Raw genomic sequence first — 14,571 nt, 5'->3', positions numbered from 1 at the left:
GGCCTGGACATGCGCGCCGGCGACCCGGCCGCTGGCAAGGAACTTATCTCAAGCGAGGTTCTCACGCCTCGGCGCCGCGTGCAGCAGCGCTCGAAAATCATAGAATCTCTGTGACAAAGCGCAACAATTATCGCCGGTTAAAAGCACGGCGAATAAACGCATGTGGATGGGCCTCACGATCGGTATCCTGGCAAGCAGGTGTTAGATGTGATCATTCCGGTCGGGTCACACTGGGATTCACCGTCAGTCGTTCGCATGACGGACCGACATACGCCCACACGGCATCGGCGACCGTACCGAAGGCGACGCCTTCGAGCTCAAGCGACTTCGCATAGGCGCTCCACTGCCGTCGCTTCGCTTGATCCTGGGTCGTTTCCGTCGAAAGCCCTGGCGGGCGTTCCGTCGGGATCGCGGTGCCGCGCCGGGTGAAGGTCGCGAGGATCGCAGCGTCGAGGTCCTCTGGAGCAATGACCACATTCCGCGGAATGGCCCAGAGGTCGTAGTAGTCCTTCATCCGGCTGTTGAGGACGCCCAGCGCGACCATCGCCTGGAACTTCTCCGCGATGACCGTTGAGGGGGGATATGCCCGGATGCGGGGAACCGGGAGATCGAGAAGCGTCGGGAAGTCGAGTTGCTGGGGCGTGACGGCCATGGCATCGCCAAATCCGATATCGATGATCACCGAAATCCGCGTCCGCTCGAGGTAGGCCGCGGTCTTGATCCTTACTCCGCCGTATTCCATTTCGTCGCGGATGGCGGTCGCGGTCAGAGCGCCGGTATCGAAGACCAGCCCGTCGCCACCTTCGATAACCATAATCCCGCGGAAGTCGGCAATCAGCTTGTGGGGATCGGCATCGCCAAAGCCCAGGAAGTCGGCATCGCGCGTGACACGATTGTCGTCGTCGATCCACGCTGTAACGAGCATTCCACCCTTGAGGACGAACTGCTCGCGATGGGGCGAGATCGACAGCCGATAGAGCAGGCGCTCGAGCGCGAAGCGAACCAGCAGCACGTCGAACGCGCGGCCTTCCTGTCGGGCGATATTGAGCAAACGGTCCTTGACCGATTTGGCGATGTTGACCGGCGGTCTAGCCATTGGCGGTCAGGGCCTCGAGAAAAGGGTGCATGGTCTTCCAGGCGCCGCCTGCCTTGGCCCCTTCGGCGATCTCGCTCGGCGTCGCCTTGCGTTGCTCGAGTGCGCTACGCAGGCCTTCGACTGCGACTGAACGGTCGACCAGCTTGGGATTTCGGAACATGTCGGCGAGCGTCTTGGGAATCGAATAGACAGGCACCTTCACGCCGGCGATCACATGATGCTCGATGCCCTCGCGCAGATAGGGGGCGGTGAGGCGAACGATCCGCAGCGGCGGGTACGATGGAACCGGTGACCAGTCGCTCGTGCCGATCGCGATCCATACCCGCCGCGGCATCTGATCGGTCAGTCCATGAAAGGCCAGCGCCGAGGTCAGGGCGATGACTCCTTTGGGAACGCGGGTCGCGGCTTCAGCCAGTATCTGATGCTCTTCGATTTGAGTATCGCGATGCTGATAGAGGCCGCGTGAGATCCGCTCCAGCTCGCCGTCCTCAACCGCGCGGGCTATCGTCTGCGGCCCGATGCCGGCCGTGCGTAGCTCGCCTGCCCGCATCATGGTATGCGCGGCGAACAGATCGCGAAGCTTAGTCCTTTGCGAGATCTCCGCGGAAGCCATGTGACGAATCCTTTAACAGATCGAGACTTTATCAGAGGTTTCGTCACAAGTCATCACGCCGAGCACCGATAGAGCGCAATGTCGCTCAGATCGGCAATCTGATGGTCATCTTGATGCAATTCGGGGCAAAGCTCGAGTTTATCGATCCGACGCCTGGTAGGTGAAGAAGGACCTTTTTCAGGAAGTTCTCATAGTCGCCGACGCAGCGGACGACGATCCGCATGAGATGAGTCGCTCTGCCCGCTCATCGAGAAGCATTCGACAATCTGAGGGTGCTCTCGTGCCTGCGCTTCCAGCACTTCAAGTGTTTCTTCATCATGCAGTTTCAATTTCAACTCGGCGAACATCGTCGTTGCGCCGTCCAAGACCGTGCCCGGTCTTCAGCTTGCAGACACAGCGGCCAACGTCGTCGGGCGCTACCCATTATGTCTAGATCGGCCGCGGCGTGGATGTAGAGCCGCAGGTGGAGGGCGCGATCGTACGGATCGAGCCAGTCGCGGTCGCCATGCGCGACGTCGACCGCACCGTTGCCGAAGTCGCCGCTGCGAATGGCGGTCACTACACCATCGACGCGCATCTGCGTCACGACCCCGGCGCAGCCTCTCGGCGCCAGCCATGGTCGGCCGCAGCGCGCAGGCTGCCTCGGTTGCTGGCCAGACCGTGTTCACGATTGATCGCGATCTCGCCGACTGGATCGGCGTGGTGCCGGAGCGGAATTCTTCAAGACCGACAGGAGCGGTTCGGCGGCATACTGCACGCCCGGGACCCTTATCTCGGACAGATATGCTTAATCGATGCGATGACGTTACGATCTCCAGATCCAGTCTCGCGCTACCCACGTTGGACAATGTGCAGTGCGTTATCCAAAAATAGTTGCATATGGTGCATCGCGTTTGCTAATGCGATTCGCGTCAGTGGAGGTTAAGGTGGCCGCGTGGGACCGACCAAACTCGGGTTCCGCGCAACATTCCGTCTTACTGCACCGATGCTGGGCCGCTGTGATGTCAGAGATGGCGGACTCCGGCCCGACGAAAGATACACAACGATAAGCCACCGCCTTGAAGACGGCGGGGCACAACCAAGGGAGAGATGCGGTGAGAGAGCAGTACCAACGCAATCGCGTAGCCTTGTTTTTGTGTGCCGGTTCGACGGCGCTCCTAGCTCCGTCATTTGCTTGGGCACAGGCCGCTGCGTCCCAGACCACCGTACAGCCGAGCGAAGCGCAGACGAGCGCCAATCAGGCTGACGAGCCGACTTCTCAGCTCGGGGATATCGTCGTAACTGCAACCCGGCGCGAGGCCAAGCTGCAAGACGTACCCGTCGCGGTCACGGCGATAACCGGCGACGGGCTGGCAGCAGCAGACGTATCGACGCTCAGGACCTTGACCCAGATCGTCCCTGGATTCATCGGCAGCCGCAACATGGGAGTGTTCCAGCCCGTGGTCCGTGGGGTCGGGTCGACCGGCATCTCGATTGGCGACGAACCGAATATCGCGACTTACGTCGATGGCGTCTATCAGCCGGAATCAGCCGCGAACTGGATCGACCTCGTCGAGGTCGAGCGTGTCGAGGTCCTGCGCGGCCCGCAGGGGACAACCTTCGGCAGAAATGCCACGGGCGGCCTGATCAACGTGATCACGCCCGATCCGAGCTTTGACTTCCACGGCAAGGCTTCGGTGCGCGCCGGCCGCATGCGCAACGACGCTGGCGACTACGACGCGCGCTTCTATGTCACCGGCCCGATCGGCGACACCGTAGCGGTCGACCTTGCCTCGCTGTATCGCAAAAACGAGGGCTACATCAAGGACTTGGTCCGCGGCGGTGGGCTCGGCGATCAGCGGGTCATCGATATTCGCAGCAAGCTGTTGGTGAAGCCGGCCGACAATCTCAAGGTGGTGCTGACGGGTGAATACTTCGATCAGGATAGCACGACCAATTCGCCGCAGCCCCTTAACGGGCAAACGCTCGGTAAATCCTTCCCGGGTGCCATCATCCCGACCAAGGCGTGGCAGGCTTCACTCACCCGGGTACCCAGGCTCGACTTGCGCAGGTGGACCGGGGCACTCCACGTTTCGCTCGATCTTGGAGCCGTGAATCTCGAGTCGACCAGCGGCTACCTCAAGCTGAAGTGGTACCAGGAGACCGACGGAGATGCGTCGAACATCGATATCTCTAATTTCCCCGCGAATTTCTTCGTTGAATCGGGGAGTTCGGAACTGAAGCTCAGCTCCGCAAATCCCGGACCCTTTCAGTGGATTGTGGGGGGCTACTTCTACCAGTTCGGCGGGCATTCCGACTTGCTTCCAGTGTCGACGAGGACGCCGCCCAGCCCGCTGGTCGGCCCCTTTCTGCAGCCGGAGCTCGCCGGCCGCTCGTTTGCAGGCTTCGCCGATGGCACCTACGAGCTCGGGGAGGGATTCTTCGTCAATCTGGGGGGGCGCTATTCGACCGAGACGCGCCATTTCACGCAACGGGTCAACGGCACGGTCGTCGTCAACGACGTGAGCAAAACGTTCAACAAGTTCAACTATAAGGTGGGGCTGCGCTACGAGATAGCGCCGCGGACCAATGTCTACGCAACGCACAGCACGGCATTCAAGAGCGGCGTCTACAATATGGCGGCAACTGTAAGCACACCGGTCAACCCAGAAGAGATTAAGGCCTACGAGGCGGGCCTGAAGACCGATCCATTGCCCTGGCTCAGAATGAACCTGGCCGGCTATTACTATGACTACAAGAACCTTCAGCTCCAGGCGAAGGCGGCCAATAGTCCGGCGTATATTCTGCAGAACGCCGCCAACGCCGAAATCTATGGCGGCGAGCTCGAAACCTTTTTCAGCGTCGCTGACGGGCTCAAGCTTCGCGCTGCAGTGGCCTACACACATGCGCGATACCAGGATTTTACCGCTGCCCAAGGCTTCGTCCCGCTTTCCAATGGCAGCAACAACGTTGTAACGGTCGATGCCTCAGGCAACGTCATGACCCGCGCGCCCAAGTGGTCTGGGAATGTCGGCGCGGATTACAAGGGCGAACTGGGCGGTGGTACGTTGGGTGCGAGCGCCAACGTCTCATTCAGTTCGCGGGTATATTACGACTTTCTCAATACAAAGGCTTTTTCACAGCCGTCTTATACCCTCGCCAACGCATCTGTTTCCTGGTCTCCGCCAAGCGAAAAATGGAAGGCGGGTCTGTGGGTAACAAATCTGACGAACGAAAAAGTTCTTCAGACCGTGAGGCCTGGGGCATTCGACACGGACGGATTTTACGAGCAGCCACGTAAGGTCGGCGCATCATTCGAAGTGCGATTCTGACGATGAGGACATCGGGACAGGCTCACCGCTTACTGCGCGGCGGGCTCGTTCCGATGTAACCACGCCTCCGGCTTGGCACCAATACGCCCCATCAGTGCCTGTCACTGTGCTACACTTGTGACTTGCGCCTCAAGCCGACCGCAAGGCGGAGTTCGCCGGGCGCTTACCGGTGGCGGGCACCCGCCGCAATCTATTCGGTCATTGACACCGTCAAGATAAACGGCATTTGGCCGCAAGCCTACATCGCCGACGTCATCCCCAAAATCGTCGCCAACTGGCCCGCGAAGCGCTGGGACGAGTTGCTAACCTGGAACTGGCAACCACCGATCAACAGCACATCGCGCAGGCAGCCTGACCCGTGCCTGCGGATCATGGTAATGAAAAGACTGCCGCTACACGCTGACATATTGCCTTGGCTTTGGCGATGCCGAACGTTCCAATCACCTTAGATTGCCTCGCCAAGAAAAACTGGCTAGGCCAAATGCCGTCGAAAACGCGCTGCCAGCGAAAGATTTCTCCGAGCCGCCCCCTGCGTTTGCCGACCCAAGGCATTGATATGCATTGCCACGGACCAGTCGATCGCTCCCGGCACCGCCCTTCAAGGTTGGAGTGTGCCGAAGTGATCATGCCTCCCCCTTCGGCATACGCCTCGGAATTCCGTCCGAATGCCAGGCCCGCACGCACCGTGTCGAAGGTGAAGATGGCAAGGCCAACCCAGATGCAACCGAAGGTGAACATGTGGAGCGGTCGGAACGGTTCGTGAAACAGCAAAACCGCCTGCAGAAACTGAAGCGTGGGTCCAAGGTACTGGAATTGACCTGCAAGGGAATAAGGCATCATCTTGGCGGCCGAAGAAAAGAGCAGCAGCGGGAGCGCTGTCACCACTCCGGTCAACACCAGCAGAGCATTCTGGCCCAACGAGGCCTCGAAGACCGGCTGCCCATGCGCTGCATTCCACCCAAGCCACACAATCGCCAGCGGTGCCATGATTGAAGTCTCGATCAACAGCGCGCAAAGCGGATCGAGTGGGGCGATCTTGCGGATCAGGCCAGCGGTGCTAAACGTCACGGCCAGGGCCAAGGCGATCCACAAACTCCCGCCCTGTCCAATGGCGAGGGCAGCGACGCCGAAACCGGCGAGTGCAACCGCAAGCACCTGCATTCGGCTCAACCGTTCCTTTAGCGCCAAGACTCCGAGGAGCACCGTCATGAGTGGGGTGATGAAGAATCCTAGACTGGTCTCGAGTACAAAATTGTGAAGGACGGCCCAAATGTAAACCAGCCAGTTTGTGCCGATGAGGGCCGCGGTAATCGTAAACACACAGACCATACGCATACTGGCGGCTGAACGCACGATCTTCCATCGACGGATGACGCTTACGATTATGACGAGCAGGAGCACGGACCAAATGACGCGATGGGCCATTATCTGCCCTGGCGCAACCGCCTGGAGCTGCTTCATGTAAAAAGGCATGATCCCGTAGATCAGATAAGCAACCGTCGCGAAGACGACTCCCTTTCGTAATTTGCTTCGATCCGATCGGTCGACTCCGTGCTCGGCTTCATCCATCTTATGCCTCTTTCGAGAGTCTCGCGCGTCAGCAGTGCGCTGACGGTCTCGAGTTCGTTTCTAACGTCGATGCGGTTCGATGCCACCACCAAACCTTTCAGCGTGATTGCAAGACATCCTTTAGCTTGGGCGCACGGTCACCAACGTCAATGCGGTCCAGTGCTGCCAACGTCAGAGGCGTCTTCTTTGATCCGGTTTTGCCGGTTCTGACCCGGCGAGTCGATTGGCCGGCAGCCTAACCGGGAGGGAACGTTCTTGACCAAGGTGTCGGTGGACAATCGCGCATCTTGGGTTGAGCCACGGGCTGTTCGGGCCAAGGGAGTAGTATAGCACGAAGCTCGTAGGCAGCAGCGTCAATGAGCCGTTGAATTTATGAGAAGCCTGCTCTGCATTGCGAAGCTCGACAGAGACGAGGAACTTAGCGAAAATGCCCGACGAACCGGATTTGATCGCTGCCCACGCACAGCGCCTCTTCACCGCGCGCATAACGTGCACGACGACCGATCTCGTCACCAGCATATGGCCTACAGTGACGACGCGTGAGAGCCAGCGCATCGCGGAAGCGACGCTGGCCCTGTCGGGCGAACGTCAAGTGGGCTTCAAGCTCGGCTACACCAGCCAAGCCATGCGCAGGCAGATGAATATCGACGTGCCGAATTTTGGCCGACTGGAACAGCGCATGGACTGCAGCAACGAGGTTACAGTGCCGTTGATCCATCCGCGCATCGAACCGGAGGTAGCGCTGCGCATTGGCCGAGACATCGACTTCGTACCCCGATCCGACGAAGAGGCGCTGATGGTCATCGACGCCGCAATTCCGTCGCTGGAAATTGTGGACACCCGCTATCACGACTATGTCTTCACCTTCGAGGACAATGTGGCGGACAACAGCTCCGCCGCCGGCTTCGTTCTCGGGGCACCGTGCTCTCCTCGTATGATCGCAGGCGACGGCTGCGGGGTTTTGCTAACCACCCCGAGCGGCGAACATCTTGCGGGCCATTCGTCTGCTGCGATGGGGGGGACGTTAGCGGCCTTCAGGTGGCTTTGCACGGAACTTCAACGGATTGGAGAAACTATAGCAGCCGGCTCGATCATCTTGACGGGTGGCCTGACGGCAGCGCCCTATTTGAAGCGAGGCATGCCGATTAGCGCGGCTTTTGTCGGCATGGGCTGTGTGGAACTTTGCTGGTGAGCCGTTGGTCTCGAACTCATTGAGTTTCTTGAGCGAGTAGAGTTGGCTTCGCAGGGGAGTTCTGCGATCTTTGTGCGTCAACCACCATGGCCTCGGCAAATCCTGGCCCGGTTAGATCGCCGGGCGCCGGTTCGGCGTGCTCCTCGCGGTGCTTGCGTCGCCAGATGTAGATCAACGCCGAAAAGACATCGTGGCGCCGGTAAACCCCGGCGACACAGTTACTCGGCGAAAAAGCCTCGGCAAGAATCCGCAGTCGCTCCTCCTCACGCCACCGCCGACGCCGCTCAGGACCCGAAAACACTGGGATTGTAAGCGTCCGGTAAGCGGGTTTCTCGGGCTGACCGGTAGTTCCGGGGAAGCAGGTCGTCGATGCGGCGAGCTGGATGATCGGCAATGCTGGCGATTGTATCGGCGAAGGATACTTGCGGATCGAGCTTGTTGAGGTGCCGCCACTCGACTCCGTCGAGCTGCATCGACAGCTGCGCCGCGGTCAGCACAGCAACACACTCGGGGTCGCGGGCCAGGTGAAGCGGCCGCGCTCGAGCCGCTTGGCGAACAGGCACAGACTCTGTCCGTCCCACCACAGCAGCTTCACCAGCCGCGCTTGCCGCGGAACGCATAGACCGCGCCGCCGAACGGATCGCGCTTCAGACGATGCTGGATCAGCGCAGCCAGCCCGTTGAAACCTTTGCGCGTTTCGGTGACGCCGGCCGCCAGATGGACCCGGATCCCAGCCGGCGGGCCGATCACGTCAGCCCGGCAAGCACGGTCTTGAGCACGCGCGTGTCGATTGGCGGAGCGAACCGCACGCGATGGCCGGTCGCCGCTAGGACCTCGACCACGCCCACGGCCTCGGGACCAGTCGCAAGCGGACCAGCGACCTCGACCGGCACGTAGCCGCCCGGCGGCGGCTGCGACCGCTCCGGTCACGCCACGCTCGACCCGGGCAGCGTTCTGCGCCAGCGGTAGATCAGCGACCCGCACACCCCATATCGGCGCGCGACCTCGGCCACCGACGTGCCCGGCATCATCGCTTCCGACACGATCCGCGCCTTGTCGTGCTCGCTGCACCGCCGCCGCGGACCAGTCGGCACCGCGTCCACGACATCAATGATCCGCGTAGCCATAGTGCCGCACCAGTGCTACACCTGTGGCTTGCTCGTCACGCCAACCGCAAGGCGGCGATCACCGGACGCTTACGCATTGCCAGGCCATCGGCCCCATTATCCCTTTCGGTGACGGTCGCAATCTAGACTTGCATCCCAGCCGACCTCGATCATGGCAACCTTGCAGGCCCGCCCTTAAGCGCTCGCGCGTCGATCGGCGGAGCGGACCGAACGCGGCGAACTCGACCTAACTCAGCTGCGGACAGCTCAATGCTCCATCGACATGCTTCCGGTTCGCTTTGGACGCGGTGCCAGCCAGATCAGGGCCGCTGCGATGAACAGAATTGCCGATGTCGTCCAGAAGATATGAATTACAGACAGTGTCGTGGCCTCCGCCTCAACCATATTGCTGAACATTTGAAGCACCGCGTCGGGCGAGAAGCCAAGCCTGGAAATTGAGCCGCCCGCCGCACCGGGTTCCAAAACCGCGACGATATCGCTGCGCGCAGCACGTTGGGTGTCGCCCCAATAGGTCAGTGAGACCGAAGTGGCGAAAGCCGTTGCGATCGTGCGCATGAAGCTTTGGAGACCGGCGGCAGATGCAACCTCTTCTTCGTCCACGGTGCTTAGCGTGAGGTTGATGATCGGCAGCATGAAAAACGTCATGCCCAGCCCCAGGAAAAATTGTGGCAGGCTCAGCGTCCAGAAATCGCTGTCGCTCGTCCACAACGTCCGGGTTAGCCCCATCATCGCCAGCCAGACGATTCCAGCTGAAACCAGAGTGCGGGGGTCGTACCGCGGCATCAGCATCACGACGAGCGGTGCGGTCAATAGCCCTCCAATAGCCGTGAACGACGAAGAAAAGCCCGCCTGTGTCGCGGTGTAGCCAAGCCAAGCCTGTTGCCATTGCGGAATGATCACAAAACCGGCGAAATAGGCGCCGAAGCTGATCGAGAGGACAACAAGGCTGACGCTCAGCCCCCGGTTTCGCAAGATGCGAAGGTCGACCACGGGATGATCCTCGGTGAGTTCCCAGACGACAAAGATGAGAAACGCGATAGCCGAAGTGATCGCCAGGGCGACGATCAGTGGATCGCTGAACCAGTCATGGTTGCGGCCAATGTCGAGGATAATCTGCAAACAGCCGACCCAGACCACCAGCAGGACAAGCCCGATAATATCGATCGGAAGCACCTGACGGTCGGTTTCGACCCGGCGAAGCAGAACAGCGCCAGCGAAAGCCGCGAGGACAGCGATGGGCACGTTGATGAGGAATATCCAGTGCCAGGACCAGTTGTCGGTCAGCCAGCCTCCGATGATCGGTCCAAGCGCAGGGCCCAGGAGCAGGGTCATCGCCCACATTCCCATCGCAATGTTCTGCTGTTCAGGTGGAAAGACCCGCAACAACAAGGTTTGCGACATCGGCATCAGAAAGGCACCGAAGATGCCTTGGCCTATGCGGCAAATGACAAGCATTTCGATTGAAACCGACAGCCCGCAGAGCATCGAGAACAATCCGAACCCAGCCATGCTGAACAGAAAGGTCCGGACCGACCCGAACCGTCCCGCGATCCATCCGGTCAAGGGTACGCAGATCGCTTCCGCAACCGCGTAAGAGGTAATGACCCAGGCGCCCTGCTCCAAAGTGACGCCGAGACCGCCCGCGATGCTCGGAATAGACACGTTGGCAATCGTCAGGTCGAGGATCACCATGAAGTTCGCAAAGGCCAGTGTCAGCCCGGCGATGAGCCTAAGCGAAGGCGGAAAACCCGCCGAAGCCTGTACAGCACCGTTCATCTGCGCTCAGTCTCCCGACACGTCGATTTCGGCGTCCATCGACAAGCCGACCCGCAGAGGATGTTGCTTTAACTCGTCAGGTCTCAGCTCGATCCTGACGGGCAGCCGCTGGACCACCTTGATCCAGTTGCCGGTCGCATTCTGCGCCGGGATCACCGCCATCGACGAGCCGGTGCCGCCGGAAAAGCCGGTAACCCTGCCGTGGTAGGTCACGCTCGATCCATAGATGGCAGCAGTCAACGTCACGGGCATGCCCAAGCGCACCCGGCGTAACTGCCCTTCCTTGAAATTGGCATCGACATAGACATTGGCCAGCGGGACAATTGTCATGATCGTCTGGCCCGGGTTGAGGCGCAGCCCGACCTGGACCTGCAAGCGACTGACGACGCCGTCGATCGGCGCGCGAATTTCGGTGCGGTCGAGATCGAGCTGCGCAGCATCGCGCTTGGCCATTGCGGCCAGGACGGCAGGATCGGTATCTTCGCTCAGGCCGCGCACCAGCGCATCGTTGGCGGCAAACTGGCCCTGGGTCGCACGCCTCGACGATCCGGCTTGGGCAATCACGCCGCGTGCGGCGTCAAGCGCAGCGAGCGTGGTTGCGTAAGCCTTGCGAGCCTGGGTCACTTCCTCGCCCGAGACGGCTCCGCTAGCTGCAACGGTTTCTCTGCGGCGCATATCGATCTTTGCCTTTTCATGGTCGGCCAATGCCATTCGGTATTGCGCTTGCACCTGCACCAAGCCCGCACTCGATGTATCGACTTGCGCAGCCAGCGCTGTGTTGTTGGCAAGAGTCTGGCGAAAGCGGCGGCGAGCTGCCGCCAAATCCGCGTCTGCCTGTGCCAGAACAATTCGAGCGTCAGCCTTGTCGAGCCTGACGAGCACGTCCCCGGCTTTCACCGGCTGGGTTTCCTTGACCAGAACCTCGACTGCGGGAGCGGCAATCAGCGGTGTCACCTGCGCCATTTGCGCATTCACATAGGCGTTGTCGGTGCTGACGTAGTTGCGCGCGACCAGCACATACCAGATGCCCCAGCCCAGCGCGATCAGCGCCAGCACCACGGCAAGCCGCCGTAGCCACAGCTTGCGTGCGGCCTTTCTCGCTCCGGAAAGGGCCGGATCGACGGGAGGGGTTTCGCTCGTAGCTTCGTTCATGATCCTGCCGGTTCCTTGGATGTCTTGGCCTCTGTTCCGAAGCCACCGCCAAGCGCCCGGATCATCGCCAGGGTCGCTCCGCGCTCGTAGATTTCAAGGTCCACCACCGCGAGTTGCAGCTCATGCAAGCCGGCTTCGCTGTTAAGCACGTCAAGATAGCTCGCCAGCCCCGCCTGGTAGCGCGTGCGCAACAGCGCCTGTGCATCATCGTTTGCTGAAAGCGCAGAGCGGGCTGCGGCAAGCCGTCTGTCGGCGGCGTCGCTCTGGGTGACCGCATCAGCGACTTGCTGGAAGGCGCTGATCACCGTCTGGTTATAGAGGGCGACAGCCTCGTCATATACGGCCTGGGCGCTGCCATATTGCGCTTTCAAAGCACCGCCCTGGAAGATCGGCAGGCTGATCGCCGGTCCAACGGACCCGAATTGTGATGAGGTATCGATCAGATTGCCAAGGCCGATCGCCTGCAGACCGATCAATGCGCGCAGGTTTATCGACGGGAAGAACCCGGCGCGCGCTACCTTGACCCGGCTCGCTGCCGCTTCGACCCGTTCGCGGGCTGCAACAATGTCGGGACGCCTGCCAAGCAGTTCGGTGGTTACGCCTTCGGGAAGACCCGCAGGAGTCGAAGGAATCGGAAGTGGACGCATAATCGCCAGGCCGCGATCCGGTCCCGCGCCAACTAGCGCGGCCAGCTGGTTGCGCCGCAGCCCGATGCTCTCATCTGCAGCGGCCAGATTGCCTTCGGCGCGCGCGACCTCGGCATCGGCCCGGCGCAGGCTGACGCGGTTATCGAGCCCGTTGTGCTCGCGCTGTGCAACTAGTTCGCGGGTGGCGTGGCGATTGGCCAGAAGCGCCTCGGCCAGGTCTCGCTCGCTGTAGTAACGCCCAAGCTCGGCGTAGGCGGCGGTGATCGCAACCGAAAGGACAAGCCGCGCCTGGGCCGCATCGACCACGGCCGCGCGTGCTTCCGAAGTCGCAGCGGCATGGGCGGCGCGATTGCGCCCCCATAAATCGGGATCGAAGCCGAAAGTCAGCGAGACTTGACCGTAATCCTTCCAGCTATCGGGGAGGAAATCGGCGGGAATACCCGTGTTACCGCTCTGCCGCCGGACACCGGCCTCGCCGTCCACACCGATGGCGGGTAGCCGGCCTGCACCGACGCGCTGTGCTTCGGCCTCGGCGCGTCTAATCCGGGCCATGGCCAGGGCGACCTGCGGGGAGTTCGCCAGCCCTTCCTCGATCAGCGCCGTGAGTTGCGGATCGCCGGCAAGCCGCCACCACTGGTCTGGCGGCCAGACACTGTCACCCCGCGCGGCAAGGGTCTGCGCCGATCCGATGTTGTCGGCGGTCTGCATCACCGGCCTTATGCCGGTTTTTGGCACCGGAACGCAGGCGGCGAGCGCCAGGATCGCCGGGGCCGCCAGCAGCAATCGGCGGCTAGGCGACATAGGCCCCCCCTGCCGCTGGCGAGCAACCGCCCATCCGGGTCCTCGATCCGGGTCTCGGCGACGCTCAACTGCTTGCCGAGCTTGACCACCCGGCCAATCGCACGGAGCGGACCCGCGGTCGCCGGGCGGTGAAAATCGACGCGCATGTCGGCGGTGGCGCGTGCCGAGCCGCCTAGTGCATTGATTGCATAGAGTCCGGTAAGATCGATCAGGGCGGAGAGGATACCGCCGTGCGCCGATCCGATCATCGGGTTGGAGACGATTTCATCCCGCCACGGCATTTCGAGGATCAACCCGTCAGCGGTCACAGCGACAATATCCAGCCCGAGCCAGCGATGGAACGGGGCGACCAGCAGCAATTCGCGCAAGGCTTCCAGTTGTAGAAACGACGGCTTGTCGGTCATTCTCCCCCCTTTCGAGCATGGGTGCGGGTCAGGAAATCCACGACCGTTTCGCCAAAGAGGTCGTTCTGGTCACCGACAACCATGTGTGTCGCACCCGCAATATCGCTGCATTCGGCGTGGGGGACCAGTTCGCGGAAATGGGCCACGGCCTCCGGCGAGACGAGATCGCTCGATCCACCGCGGACAAGATGAACAGGAAGGGTCAGCCTTCGCGCAGCTTCGCTGACTTCTACCCTGCCATAGCCACGATCCTCGCTTTGATCTTCGTCCAGGCGCATGACTCCAGTTACAAACGCAGGATCCCAGTGCCAGTAATAGCGACCATCCGCCTTTTGCCGCAGGTAACGCGCCAGGCCGGGCGAAGCGCTACGGCTTGGACGATTGGGAAGATATTCGGAAATCACGCGTGCCGCTTCGTCAGGTGAGGCGAACCCCTCTCCTGCATGGGCTGCCATAAAGCCTATCACGCGCGCGACACCGCCAGCATCCAATTGCGGGGTAACATCGACCAAAGTTAGCGATGCAAATAGGTTCGGGCCGTGTTCGCCTTCGGCCAAGATCCCCGCAAGGCCTCCCAGCGAAGCACCAACCAGTGCAGGCTTGCGATCCATTGCACTGGCAATGGCAGCCAAATCGCCAGCAAAGTCGGCAATCGCATATGCCCCGTCTGTGGCCCATGCACTATCGCCATGGCCGCGCAGGTCGGGCGCAATCGCCCGAAACCCGTGTTCCGCCAGGAGATTCGCAATCCTCTTCCATGCCCATCGCGTCTGGCCACCACCGTGCGCCAGCAAGACCGGCATTCCCCCCTCGGGACCTTCGGCGCTGGCTGCGATTCTGTGCCCACAGTGGCCAAAAAGTGTCAGATCAGGAGACATACTCA

19 protein-coding genes and 1 pseudogene are annotated in these 14,571 nt (G+C 61.2%); 4 read left to right on the top strand and 16 right to left on the bottom strand.

What is annotated here, in order from left to right:
* Positions 1–211: 211 nt before the first annotated feature.
* From GKE62_RS05410 to GKE62_RS19645, 5 genes are all read right to left on the bottom strand, one after another.
* Positions 212–1,096 carry a nucleotidyl transferase AbiEii/AbiGii toxin family protein gene (locus tag GKE62_RS05410; protein ID WP_154691345.1) on the bottom strand — a complete coding sequence of 295 codons (885 nt, stop codon included), beginning with the start codon at positions 1,094–1,096 and terminating at the stop codon, positions 212–214.
* Entirely contained in the window at positions 1,089–1,709 is a 621-nt protein-coding gene (locus GKE62_RS05405) for an AbiEi antitoxin N-terminal domain-containing protein (protein ID WP_154691344.1), read from the bottom strand. Before GKE62_RS05405 ends, GKE62_RS05410 begins: the two co-directional genes overlap by 8 nt.
* An 85-nt stretch (positions 1,710–1,794) precedes the next feature.
* Positions 1,795–1,932: a hypothetical protein gene (locus tag GKE62_RS19650; RefSeq protein ID WP_154691343.1), complete on the bottom strand. Its 138-nt coding sequence runs from the start codon at positions 1,930–1,932 to the stop codon at positions 1,795–1,797.
* Positions 1,898–2,056, bottom strand: coding sequence for an Lrp/AsnC ligand binding domain-containing protein (locus tag GKE62_RS05395; RefSeq protein ID WP_154691342.1), 159 nt, complete (start codon positions 2,054–2,056; stop codon positions 1,898–1,900). Before GKE62_RS05395 ends, GKE62_RS19650 begins: the two co-directional genes overlap by 35 nt.
* Positions 2,041–2,295, bottom strand: a complete 255-nt coding sequence (locus GKE62_RS19645) for a hypothetical protein (RefSeq protein ID WP_230207111.1) — start codon at positions 2,293–2,295, stop codon at positions 2,041–2,043. The genes GKE62_RS05395 and GKE62_RS19645 overlap by 16 nt, the downstream gene beginning before the upstream one ends.
* Here GKE62_RS19645 and GKE62_RS05390 point away from each other — a divergent pair.
* The 3 genes from GKE62_RS05390 (at position 2,215) to GKE62_RS19640 (ending at position 5,469) form a co-directional block, all read left to right on the top strand.
* On the top strand, positions 2,215–2,634 hold the full coding sequence (locus tag GKE62_RS05390; protein WP_230206935.1) for a DUF3363 domain-containing protein: 420 nt from the start codon (positions 2,215–2,217) through the stop codon (positions 2,632–2,634). The two genes, GKE62_RS19645 and GKE62_RS05390, sit on opposite strands and share 81 nt — an antisense overlap.
* Before the next feature lie 169 nt (positions 2,635–2,803).
* On the top strand, positions 2,804–5,020 hold the full coding sequence (locus tag GKE62_RS05385) for a TonB-dependent receptor (protein ID WP_154691341.1): 2,217 nt from the start codon (positions 2,804–2,806) through the stop codon (positions 5,018–5,020).
* Between the two features lie 122 nt (positions 5,021–5,142).
* On the top strand, positions 5,143–5,469 hold the full coding sequence (locus GKE62_RS19640) for a transposase domain-containing protein (protein ID WP_370516061.1): 327 nt from the start codon (positions 5,143–5,145) through the stop codon (positions 5,467–5,469).
* Here the strand turns inward: GKE62_RS19640 and rarD are convergent.
* On the bottom strand, positions 5,390–6,589 hold the full coding sequence (rarD, locus tag GKE62_RS05375; protein ID WP_154691340.1) for an EamA family transporter RarD: 1,200 nt from the start codon (positions 6,587–6,589) through the stop codon (positions 5,390–5,392). The genes GKE62_RS19640 and rarD overlap by 80 nt on opposite strands.
* Positions 6,590–7,016: 427 nt before the next feature.
* Between rarD and GKE62_RS05370 the strand changes: the two genes are divergently transcribed.
* A complete protein-coding gene (locus tag GKE62_RS05370) occupies positions 7,017–7,781 on the top strand; it encodes a 2-keto-4-pentenoate hydratase (protein ID WP_154691339.1) in 765 nt (254 codons plus the stop codon).
* Positions 7,782–7,797: 16 nt separating this feature from the next.
* Here GKE62_RS05370 and GKE62_RS05365 read toward each other — a convergent pair whose 3' ends face one another.
* The 10 genes and pseudogenes from GKE62_RS05365 to GKE62_RS05325 all read right to left on the bottom strand — a co-directional run bounded on the left by GKE62_RS05365 (position 7,798) and on the right by GKE62_RS05325 (position 14,491).
* Positions 7,798–8,082: a transposase gene (locus GKE62_RS05365; protein WP_230206934.1), complete on the bottom strand. Its 285-nt coding sequence runs from the start codon at positions 8,080–8,082 to the stop codon at positions 7,798–7,800.
* Positions 8,066–8,278: a hypothetical protein gene (locus tag GKE62_RS19635; RefSeq protein WP_370516122.1), complete on the bottom strand. Its 213-nt coding sequence runs from the start codon at positions 8,276–8,278 to the stop codon at positions 8,066–8,068. Before GKE62_RS19635 ends, GKE62_RS05365 begins: the two co-directional genes overlap by 17 nt.
* Positions 8,272–8,531, bottom strand: a pseudogene (tnpB, locus tag GKE62_RS05360) (IS66 family insertion sequence element accessory protein TnpB). The gene GKE62_RS19635 and the pseudogene tnpB overlap by 7 nt, the downstream one beginning before the upstream one ends.
* Positions 8,528–8,674, bottom strand: a complete 147-nt coding sequence (locus tag GKE62_RS05355) for a hypothetical protein (protein WP_154691338.1) — start codon at positions 8,672–8,674, stop codon at positions 8,528–8,530. The pseudogene tnpB and the gene GKE62_RS05355 overlap by 4 nt, the downstream one beginning before the upstream one ends.
* A 33-nt stretch (positions 8,675–8,707) precedes the next feature.
* Positions 8,708–8,908, bottom strand: coding sequence for a transposase (locus tag GKE62_RS05350; RefSeq protein ID WP_154691337.1), 201 nt, complete (start codon positions 8,906–8,908; stop codon positions 8,708–8,710).
* A gap of 246 nt (positions 8,909–9,154) precedes the next feature.
* Positions 9,155–10,684 carry a DHA2 family efflux MFS transporter permease subunit gene (locus GKE62_RS05345; protein WP_154691336.1) on the bottom strand — a complete coding sequence of 510 codons (1,530 nt, stop codon included), beginning with the start codon at positions 10,682–10,684 and terminating at the stop codon, positions 9,155–9,157.
* Between the two features lie 6 nt (positions 10,685–10,690).
* The gene (locus tag GKE62_RS05340) at positions 10,691–11,836 is read right to left on the bottom strand and encodes an HlyD family efflux transporter periplasmic adaptor subunit (RefSeq protein ID WP_154691335.1); all 1,146 of its coding nucleotides are present in this window, start codon (positions 11,834–11,836) and stop codon (positions 10,691–10,693) included.
* Positions 11,833–13,284 carry an efflux transporter outer membrane subunit gene (locus GKE62_RS05335; RefSeq protein WP_154691334.1) on the bottom strand — a complete coding sequence of 484 codons (1,452 nt, stop codon included), beginning with the start codon at positions 13,282–13,284 and terminating at the stop codon, positions 11,833–11,835. The genes GKE62_RS05340 and GKE62_RS05335 overlap by 4 nt, the downstream gene beginning before the upstream one ends.
* Entirely contained in the window at positions 13,200–13,688 is a 489-nt protein-coding gene (locus GKE62_RS05330) for a hotdog fold thioesterase (RefSeq protein WP_154691333.1), read from the bottom strand. The genes GKE62_RS05335 and GKE62_RS05330 overlap by 85 nt, the downstream gene beginning before the upstream one ends.
* Positions 13,685–14,491, bottom strand: coding sequence for an alpha/beta fold hydrolase (locus GKE62_RS05325; protein ID WP_230206933.1), 807 nt, complete (start codon positions 14,489–14,491; stop codon positions 13,685–13,687). Before GKE62_RS05325 ends, GKE62_RS05330 begins: the two co-directional genes overlap by 4 nt.
* Between the last annotated feature and the right edge of the window lie 80 nt (positions 14,492–14,571).

The sequence above is a fragment of the Novosphingobium sp. Gsoil 351 genome (assembly GCF_009707465.1).
GTDB lineage: Bacteria > Pseudomonadota > Alphaproteobacteria > Sphingomonadales > Sphingomonadaceae > Novosphingobium.
Note: the sequence above shows the minus strand (reverse complement) of the source record. Positions and strands in the feature narration are given on the sequence as shown.

Coding starts and splice junctions, on each gene's coding strand:
- GKE62_RS05325 (WP_230206933.1), bottom strand. CDS start 14,491: ATGCCGGTCTTGCTGGCGCACGGTGGTGGCCAGACGCGATGGGCATGG.
- GKE62_RS05330 (WP_154691333.1), bottom strand. CDS start 13,688: ATGACCGACAAGCCGTCGTTTCTACAACTGGAAGCCTTGCGCGAATTG.
- GKE62_RS05335 (WP_154691334.1), bottom strand. CDS start 13,284: ATGTCGCCTAGCCGCCGATTGCTGCTGGCGGCCCCGGCGATCCTGGCG.
- GKE62_RS05405 (WP_154691344.1), bottom strand. CDS start 1,709: ATGGCTTCCGCGGAGATCTCGCAAAGGACTAAGCTTCGCGATCTGTTC.
- GKE62_RS05350 (WP_154691337.1), bottom strand. CDS start 8,908: ATGGCTACGCGGATCATTGATGTCGTGGACGCGGTGCCGACTGGTCCG.
- GKE62_RS05345 (WP_154691336.1), bottom strand. CDS start 10,684: ATGAACGGTGCTGTACAGGCTTCGGCGGGTTTTCCGCCTTCGCTTAGG.
- GKE62_RS05370 (WP_154691339.1), top strand. CDS start 7,017: ATGCCCGACGAACCGGATTTGATCGCTGCCCACGCACAGCGCCTCTTC.
- GKE62_RS05340 (WP_154691335.1), bottom strand. CDS start 11,836: ATGAACGAAGCTACGAGCGAAACCCCTCCCGTCGATCCGGCCCTTTCC.
- GKE62_RS19650 (WP_154691343.1), bottom strand. CDS start 1,932: ATGCGGATCGTCGTCCGCTGCGTCGGCGACTATGAGAACTTCCTGAAA.
- GKE62_RS05390 (WP_230206935.1), top strand. CDS start 2,215: ATGCGCGACGTCGACCGCACCGTTGCCGAAGTCGCCGCTGCGAATGGC.
- GKE62_RS05395 (WP_154691342.1), bottom strand. CDS start 2,056: ATGTTCGCCGAGTTGAAATTGAAACTGCATGATGAAGAAACACTTGAA.
- rarD (WP_154691340.1), bottom strand. CDS start 6,589: ATGGATGAAGCCGAGCACGGAGTCGACCGATCGGATCGAAGCAAATTA.
- GKE62_RS05410 (WP_154691345.1), bottom strand. CDS start 1,096: ATGGCTAGACCGCCGGTCAACATCGCCAAATCGGTCAAGGACCGTTTG.